Genomic DNA, 6,972 nt, shown 5'->3' on the forward strand with positions numbered 1-6,972 from the left:
ACTCAACCAGCGAAGCCGCGGTCGAGTAAGTCCGAGGCGCGAGCCGAGCCCACTCCTCCGCCGCCTCCCTCCGCCGCCCCCCCTCCGCTGGCCGAGTAGCGACGACCGAGCGCAGCGAGGACGCCGCGTATCGAGGTCACCCCGCCGGCGGGACCTTCACCGCTGCCCGCGAGCTCACCGCGTCGAGGGCTTCGGTGAACGGCGGGATGAAGAACCGGGCGCCGAGGACGCAGCAGGCGTGGCCACCGTCGACCTCGAAGCGCTGCGACCCGGGGATTCCGTCGAGCAGCAGTTGCTGACGTTCGGGTTCGACGACGCGGTCGCGGGTGGACACGACGACGGCGGTCGGGACGTCGATCTCGTGGAGCCAGCTGCGGGAGTCGAACTGCCCCAACCCGTTTCCGAACTCGCCGAGATGCGACAGGGGCGTCGAGAAGAACTGGCGCAGCGCCCAGATGGATGTGTGCGATGTCGTCTTGTCGAGGCTCTTCTCGGAGACGCGCGGGAGCAGTCGGTAGAGCGGGGTGAGGATGCGGCCGGTCCGTTCCGACGATTTCCGGTGCTTGGGGTCGTTGGTGCTGAAGAACGGGCCCGTCGAGCAGAGCACGAGGCCCGACACCCTCTCAGGGTGTCGACGCCAGGTCAGCTGGGCGATGCCGCCGCCCATCGAGAAGCCGGCGGCGACGAACCGGTCGATGCCGAGGACATCGGCGACGGCGACCACGTCGTCGGCGCAGTCACGGAGGTCGAAGGTGTCGGACTCGATGCCGCGGCCGTGCCAGCGGGCGTCGAGGGTGATCACCCGGTAGCGGTCGTTGATCGCCGGGATCGTCGGGTACCAGCACAGCAGGCCGGTGGTCAGCACCGAGTGCAGCAGGAACACTGCCGGGGCGTCGCGGGGTCCCGAATCGGTGACGAAGGCGCGTCCGCGACCGGGCAGGTCGAGCATCTGACCTTTGGGGATATCCGACGCGGGGTGGGGCGAGAAGACGTGGCGGACTGCTCTGGCGGTGCCGTTGAGAAACGCGGAGATCACACAGATAACGCTACGTGAGATGCTGGTCACATGATCGACATCGCCCGTCCGAAAATCGAGGGGTCGATCGCCGTGGCCGACGGTGATCGTCGCATCGGGTTCGCCGAATACGGATCTGCTACCGGACGAGCCATCATCTGGCTTCACGGAACGCCCGGAGCGCGCCGCCAGATCCCCGTCGAAGCCCGTGGATTCGCCGCGGAGCGAGGGGTTCGCCTGATCGGTCTGGACCGGCCGGGCGTCGGGTCGTCGACGCCGCACCGGTACGAGAACATCGCCGCCTTCGCCCCCGACCTCGAGACCGTCCTGGAGGCGCTGGGCATCGACGAGTTCGCCATCATCGGCCTGTCCGGCGGTGGGCCGTACACGCTCGGAGTGGCGCACGCGATGCCCGACCGGGTGGTCGCCGCGGGCATCCTCGGCGGCGTCGCCCCGACCGTCGGCCCCGACCGCATCCCGGGCGGCGCGATGAAGCTCGGCTCGTTCGTCGCGCCGGCGGTCAACGTCGCGGGGTCGCAGATCGGGCAGGTCCTGAGCACCGCACTCCGCTTTGCGCGGCCGATCGCCGAACCGGCCATCTCCGTCTACGGCCACTTCTCCCCGCAGGCCGACCGAGAACTGCTGGCGCGCCCCGAGTTCCGGGCGATGTTCCTCGACGACCTGCTCCACGGCGGGCGTCGCGCGATGGAGGCGCCGTTCGCCGACGTCGTCGTCTTCGCCAAGGACTGGGGCTTCCGCGTGTCCGACGTCCAGGTGCCCGTGCGCTGGTGGCATGGCGACCACGACCACATCATCCCGTACGCACACGGCCAGCACATGGTGTCGCTGCTCCCCGACGCCAAGCTGTTCGAGCTGCCTGGCGAGAGTCACCTGAGCACGCTGCACATGGCGACCGACATCATCGACGAGCTACTGGCGATCTGGGATCAGTCGCGGGCGTTGAAGTAGGGACTGGTTTCGATACGGCTCGCCGCTGCGCTCCTCCCCTACTCAACCCGCAACTCTGCTGGCCGAGTAGCTCCCCCGAGGCGATAGCCAAGGGGCGTATCGAGGTCACGGCGCGGTCGCCGACAGTCCGGCGGCCAGACCCAGCACCACGGCCATCAGCGCCAGCTCGACGGCGGCGTTGCGGATGGACGCGGTCTCGGTCTGACGATGGCGTTCGACGGCCGGCACCCAGCGTCGCCGATGCCAGGCGGCGACACCCACCAGCGCGGCCAGCATCACGATCTTCGCCACCAAAATCCGGCCGTAACCGGTCGTGGCCAGCGCCAACACTCCGTCGATCTCGGTCAGTGCGGCGACCACGCCGGTCACCGCGATCACCCCGACCGCCCACGGCGCCCGCCGCGAGAACACCGGCAGACTGCGCGCCCACCCGGACCGGCCGCGCACCGAGAGGACCATCGCGGCGAGTAGCCCGCACCACCAGGCGGCGGCCAGCGCATGGGCACCGACGAGGAACGGACCGAGCGCGTTGTTGCCGGCGTGACCGGCGATCGCGTTGGCGAGCACGCCGATCGCCGCGAGCGCCCCGACCACCAGGACCGGAACGTCGACGGCGGTCAGCAGGTCGAGCACCGCCCACGCCACGATGAGCAAGCCCGTGACCAGCGCGACCATCTCGGAGGCGCCAGAGGTCAGGACGTCACCGAAGTCGCCGGCGCTGACCTCGAGCACCTCTTTGCCGGACCGATCCGCGGTGCGCACCCAGGCGCTGATCAGCGTCGCCACCACCCAGACACCGGCGAACGCACCGATCCAGGTCGATGACGGTTCGGCGTCGACGGTCGGCAGCAGCCCGAGGCCGAGCACCACGACCGAGACGCCGAGCGCGAGGGTCGCGGGCAGTGCCACCGGATCCGGTCCGTCGGGACGGGCGAGCAACCAGCTCACCAGCAGCCCGGCGAACAGGACCGGCACACCGGCCACGACCCTCACGCGTCAGGTCCGTGTCTTGGGGCGGGTCAGCCAGAACACGATCCCGAGACCCACGACCAGGACCACTACAGCGCCGACGATGAAGTACCACACCGGGATTCCGTCGTCGGACTGATCGGCGGATGCGTAGGCGAGCGGGCCCGGCTCGCCATTACCGGCGACCGTCAGCTCGAAGCTGCGCTGCCCGCTGACGACGTGTCCATCGGCCGAGGTGACGCGGTAGTTGATCGTGTACTTGCCGGTCGGCCCGAGTTCACGCACGCCGACGCTCACCTTGCTGCCGTCGACCCGCGGGTCGCCGGACTGCCAGAAGTGATCGTCGGGTCCGACGACGTTGAGCACTGCATACGCCGACTGAATGCCCTCGTTGAACGTCAGCGTGACGGTCTGCGGACCCGCGGGCAGGCTCGCGCCGTCATCCGGATCCGAGGAGACGAGCCGGGAATGCGCCGACGCCGCGGGCGCCGACCAGGTGCCGACCAGGCCCATACAGGCCATCGCCGCCAGGATCAGCAGCAGTGCACGCTTACGCATCGCGACGACCGTAGCGGCGGACCACCATTAGCGCCGCAACGCCGAAGACGGTGCCCAGTGCGCCGACGACCAGTCCGATGCCGCCGAGCCAGCGGGCTGCGGAGTCGGCCTGAGCGGTTTCCGTCGCCTGGGACTGCGGTGCGTCGGTGCTGGTCGCAGGCGCCGCGGCGTGCGCGCCGTGTCCGTCGCTGCCCGCGGCGAGGGTGATGGTGGGTGCGGGCTTCTCGGGTTCGGTGCCGTCGGCCGGGGTCGGCTGGTTCCAGTCCGCCTTCTCACCGTCGGCGTAGGTCTGCAGCGCCGGGAGCATGACGGTCTCCTGCTCGGGGAACGGGCCGCCGGAGAAGCTGAACTGACCGAATTGGCCGACGGGGATGCCGGGCGAACCCGGATCTGCGGTCCAGGTGATCTCCGTGACCACGTCGTCCTTCTTGGTGACGACCGACTTCCAGCCGCTCATCACCTCCGGGCGCGCCGCCTTCAGACCGGGCAGGGTCACGCGCAGCGACGTCGTCGGAGCCGCGTCGGACTCGTTGGGGACGACCAGCGTGACGACGCCGTAGCCGCCCTGGGTGACGGACGGCGCGTTGGCGGTGACGTGCGCCGACGCGACGCCCGCCCCGGTCAGGGAGGAGACGCCGACGACGGCGGCAGCAGCGGCGGGCAGGACGAGGCGGCGGGCGATCGTGGCCCGCGACGAGACAAGCTTCTTCATCTGGATTCATTTCTCGAGAGTTCGGACGTGAGAGGCGTGGCGCGCACACGACGGCACCGAACCGTCGTGGGTTCGGTGTGGTGGCGCGGGCGTCAGAATCCGAGCGGAGGTCCGCGAACGCCGGTGCCGCCGACGGCGGGACCAGCGAGAACAGCGGGTTGAGTCCAGAAAACCGGGGATGCGCCGGGTACGCGCAGAGCGACAGGGGGTGTCAGCGACGCGATGACCGACCCGATGACGGCGAGCAGCTGCGCACCGACGACGATCAGGACCGCGCTGAGCGGGATCGCGACGAGGTGCGTCAGCAACATCGGCAACGCCGGGGCGTCGTGGGTGATGTGCGCGGCGTCGGCGGCAAGCGCCCAGTGACTCCCGACCTGCGCCGCGGTCAACACGCTGGTGGCCGCTGCGGCGGCCGGGACCAGACGCCGGCCCCGGATCGCCGGCTGCAGGAGCAACGCCGCGGCCACACCGATCGCGACGGTGAGCACCACGCCACCCGAGCTGAGCGACTGCCCGCCGGCGGCACCGTGCGCGGCGATCGCCACAGTGGGCACCACACCGGCCGCGGCGACGCGCATGAACGCGTCGGGCGTGCGGACGGTGCGTGGCATGGCCCCATCCTAAGGAGTGGGTCCGGGTCGCACGGACTCGCCCAACCCGGCCAACTCCCGCGGACGCGGTGAAACAATCGAGGACATGTCGCATTCACCGGCTCCTGTCGAGGTACGCACGGTCGAGGTACGCGAGCTGTCCTCCCCCGACGAACTCGAAGAACTGATGCGGATCTTCGACGACGTCTGGCGACCCGACCCGACGAGACGTCCGGTGGGCATCGACATGCTGCGGGCACTGTCCCACTCGGGCAACTATGTCTCCGGTGCCTTCATCGGTGATCACCTGGCCGGTGGGAGCGTGGCGTTCCTGTCGGCGCCTGCCGGTGAAGCCCTGCACAGCCACATCACCGGGGTGTCCCGGCGCGGCCGCGGCCACCATGTCGGATACCTGCTGAAGATGCACCAGCGGAACTGGGCGCTGGCACGTGGACTGACGACGATCACATGGACCTTCGATCCGTTGGTCGCGCGCAACGCGTACTTCAACATCACCAAGCTGGGAGCCGAGCCGGTCCACTACTACGAGGACTTCTACGGCGAACTCGGTGACGAGCTGGGCGGCGGCTCGGACTCGGATCGGGTGCTGATGTCGTGGGCGTTGCACGACGAGCTACCCGACAGTGTGGACGGCGTCGGGAGCGTCGAGGCGCTGATCGCCGACGGCGCGGTGCCGGTGATCGACGATTCCGACCGGTCACGTCCGGTCGCCCATCACGAGAGGGTGGAGTCCGACGCGACGGTGGTGGTCGCGTTGCCGCGGGACGTCGAAGCGATGCGGGTGAGTCATCCACTCGATGCGGCGCGGTGGCGGATCGTGCTGCGGGATGCGATGTCGCCGTTGCTCCTCGAGGGTGACACCCGACGGTCAGTGAGGTTCCTGCGGTCGGGTCACTATGTGTTCGGTCCGGCAGGTTCGGGGGTGCGGTGAGCGTCGAACTGACTCCCGCCGAACTGACTCCCGCGGATTGGGGCCGGTACCCGCACACCCTCGCCGACGTTCTGCCTGCGGTGTCTGGCGCCCTGGGCGTTTCGTCCGGCGAGGGTCTGGTTGTGCCGCCGGGTGATTCGGTGGTGGTGCTGCTCATCGACGGACTCGGGGCGACGCTGCTCGAGGAGTACGCGGATTCTGCGCCGACCCTGCGTGAGCTGACCGCGACCACCCTGCGTGCGGGATTCCCTGCGACGACGGCGACCAGCATCCTGAGTCTGACGGTCGGCGCGCCCTGCGGCGTGCACGGAATCATCGGCTACAGCTTCCGGCCCGACGACGACTGCCGGACACGCGGTTCGCGCCGGGTGTTGAACTCGTTGCGCTGGAGTCTCGACGACGCTCAGGGACCGTCAGCACTGGTCACCTATCCCCCGGCGTTGGTGCGCACCCATCCCGGAAGTCTGGAAGCGCTTGCGAATGAAGGCGTTCGGGTGACGTACGTGATGCCCGGCGAGTTCCGCGGAACCGGCCTGACCCTCGCGGCGTTCCGCGCGCCCGGCCAGTACGTGCCGGCGGTGACACCCGACGGCGTACGCGACGGCGCGCTCGCGGCGGTGCGTGGACACAGTCGTCATCGCCGGTTCGTCTATGCCTACTACAGCGAGCTGGACACGGCGGGTCACATCCACGGTCCGGGGTCGTCGGCGTGGCTGGAGAAACTCCGACTCGTCGACCGGTTGGTGGCCGAGCTCGCCGCGGAGTTGCCCTCCGGCACAACGCTGCTCGTCACCGGCGACCACGGCATGATCACCGCCGACCGCGCCGTCGACATCGACACCGCACCCGGCCTTCTCGACGGTGTCGAGACGGTCGCCGGCGAGGCGAGGGCACGGCATGTGTACGCGGAGTCCGGTGCTGCCGAGGACGTGCTGAAGGCATGGTCGGGGTATCTGGGCGACGCCGCGCACGTCGTCTCACGGGAGCAGACCCTCGACGAGGGATGGTTCGGCCCCGAGGTGACCGATGCGGTGGCGAATCGGATCGGGGATGTGGTCGCGGTGGCACGGGAGTCGGTCACGCTCACGCGGTCAAAGAACGAGACGATGGAATCGATGATGATCGGCCACCACGGTGCCTGGACGGCCGCGGAACAGCTTGTGCCGCTGCTGGTTGCGCAGGGGTAGAGGTTTCGATACGGCTC

The 6,972-nt window shown here is 69.5% G+C and carries 8 protein-coding genes; 3 read left to right on the forward strand and 5 right to left on the reverse strand.

Annotated elements, in window-relative coordinates:
* Positions 1-136: 136 nt before the first annotated feature.
* Positions 137-949, reverse strand: a complete 813-nt coding sequence (locus GONAM_RS02280; RefSeq protein ID WP_006865161.1) for an alpha/beta fold hydrolase — start codon at positions 947-949, stop codon at positions 137-139.
* Between the two features lie 117 nt (positions 950-1,066).
* On the opposite strand from GONAM_RS02280, the gene GONAM_RS02285 reads away from it, so the two are divergent.
* Positions 1,067-1,984, forward strand: a complete 918-nt coding sequence (locus GONAM_RS02285; protein ID WP_006865162.1) for an alpha/beta fold hydrolase — start codon at positions 1,067-1,069, stop codon at positions 1,982-1,984.
* A 105-nt stretch (positions 1,985-2,089) separates the two neighbouring features.
* Here GONAM_RS02285 and GONAM_RS02290 read toward each other — a convergent pair whose 3' ends face one another.
* The 4 genes from GONAM_RS02290 to GONAM_RS02305 all read right to left on the reverse strand — a co-directional run bounded on the left by GONAM_RS02290 (position 2,090) and on the right by GONAM_RS02305 (position 4,837).
* The gene (locus tag GONAM_RS02290) at positions 2,090-2,977 is read right to left on the reverse strand and encodes a CopD family protein (protein WP_006865163.1); all 888 of its coding nucleotides are present in this window, start codon (positions 2,975-2,977) and stop codon (positions 2,090-2,092) included.
* A gap of 3 nt (positions 2,978-2,980) precedes the next feature.
* Positions 2,981-3,511, reverse strand: a complete 531-nt coding sequence (locus GONAM_RS02295; RefSeq protein WP_006865164.1) for a copper resistance CopC family protein — start codon at positions 3,509-3,511, stop codon at positions 2,981-2,983.
* Positions 3,504-4,223 (reverse strand): YcnI family copper-binding membrane protein, encoded by a 720-nt coding sequence (locus GONAM_RS02300; RefSeq protein WP_006865165.1) that lies wholly within the window; start codon positions 4,221-4,223, stop codon positions 3,504-3,506. Before GONAM_RS02300 ends, GONAM_RS02295 begins: the two co-directional genes overlap by 8 nt.
* 92 nt (positions 4,224-4,315) lie before the next feature.
* Positions 4,316-4,837, reverse strand: coding sequence for a hypothetical protein (locus GONAM_RS02305; RefSeq protein WP_006865166.1), 522 nt, complete (start codon positions 4,835-4,837; stop codon positions 4,316-4,318).
* An 85-nt stretch (positions 4,838-4,922) separates the two neighbouring features.
* Between GONAM_RS02305 and GONAM_RS02310 the strand changes: the two genes are divergently transcribed.
* Positions 4,923-5,768: a GNAT family N-acetyltransferase gene (locus tag GONAM_RS02310; protein WP_006865167.1), complete on the forward strand. Its 846-nt coding sequence runs from the start codon at positions 4,923-4,925 to the stop codon at positions 5,766-5,768.
* Positions 5,765-6,955, forward strand: a complete 1,191-nt coding sequence (locus GONAM_RS02315) for an alkaline phosphatase family protein (RefSeq protein WP_006865168.1) — start codon at positions 5,765-5,767, stop codon at positions 6,953-6,955. Before GONAM_RS02310 ends, GONAM_RS02315 begins: the two co-directional genes overlap by 4 nt.
* Positions 6,956-6,972: the final 17 nt, after the last annotated feature.

Source organism: Gordonia namibiensis NBRC 108229 (assembly GCF_000298235.1).
Lineage (GTDB): Bacteria > Actinomycetota > Actinomycetes > Mycobacteriales > Mycobacteriaceae > Gordonia > Gordonia namibiensis.